At 54.4% G+C, this 904-nt stretch carries 1 protein-coding gene; it reads left to right on the top strand.

What is annotated here, in order from left to right; translation table 11 throughout:
- Positions 1–101: 101 nt before the first annotated feature.
- Positions 102–904, top strand: an 803-nt coding sequence (locus tag VI25_RS22015; RefSeq protein WP_262490000.1) for an alpha-amylase family glycosyl hydrolase, incomplete at its 3' end; no start/stop codon positions are given.

The raw sequence follows: 904 nt of genomic DNA, 5'->3' as shown, positions 1-904 counted from the left end.
TTTTACTTCACTGGCCACCGCGCCCACCAACAGGCTGCGGTTGCTGCTACTCAGTAGCGGCCAGCAGCCTGCACGCGGAAAACGGGCCCTACTTCTGCGCAATGAAGAACATCATCCAAACTGCCCTGGTGGCCTTGCTTCTCATTTCAACCAGCAGCTGGGCGCAATCCGTCTCCTCTAACCACCGCCCGGCGGCCCGAGCCCAGCCGACAAGCCAAAAGCAAAATGCCCAGTGGTGGAAAGAAACTGTTGTGTACCAAATTTATCCGCGCAGCTTTCAAGACAGTAATGGTGATGGCGTGGGCGACTTGCGCGGTATCATTTCCAAGCTAGATTACCTGAAGAGCCTGGGCGTGGGTACGGTGTGGCTGAATCCAATTTACGCCTCGCCCAACGACGACAACGGCTACGATATTTCCGATTATCGGCAGATTATGCCGGCATTTGGCACCATGCAGGATTTCGATGCCCTGCTCAAAGGCCTGCATCAGCGCAACATCAAGCTCGTGATGGATCTGGTGGTTAATCACAGTAGCGACGAGCACGAGTGGTTTAAGCAGGCCCGTAGCTCGCGCACCAATCCCTACCGAGACTATTACCACTGGTGGCCGGCGGAAAAAGGCAAACCAACGCCGCGCTGGAGTTTTTTTGACGTGAACAGCGACGCCTGGAAGTATGACTCGCTCACCAACTCCTACTACTTGCATTACTTCTCGCGCAAGCAGCCCGATTTGAACTGGGAAAATCCCAAGTTGCGGCAGGAAGTGTACCAGTTGATGCGTTTTTGGCTGGACAAGGGCATCGACGGCTTCCGAATGGATGCGTTCCAGTTTGTGTCGAAAGACACGACCTTTCCCGTATTACCGGCAGGCTACGAGAAAAAACATCATTGCCTACTACGGGG

Origin of the sequence: Hymenobacter sp. AT01-02, from assembly GCF_000961955.2 — a bacterium.
Taxonomy (GTDB): domain Bacteria; phylum Bacteroidota; class Bacteroidia; order Cytophagales; family Hymenobacteraceae; genus Hymenobacter; species Hymenobacter mucosus.
The sequence above is the reverse complement of the archived record's forward strand: the minus strand, read 5'-3'. Positions and strand labels throughout refer to the sequence as shown.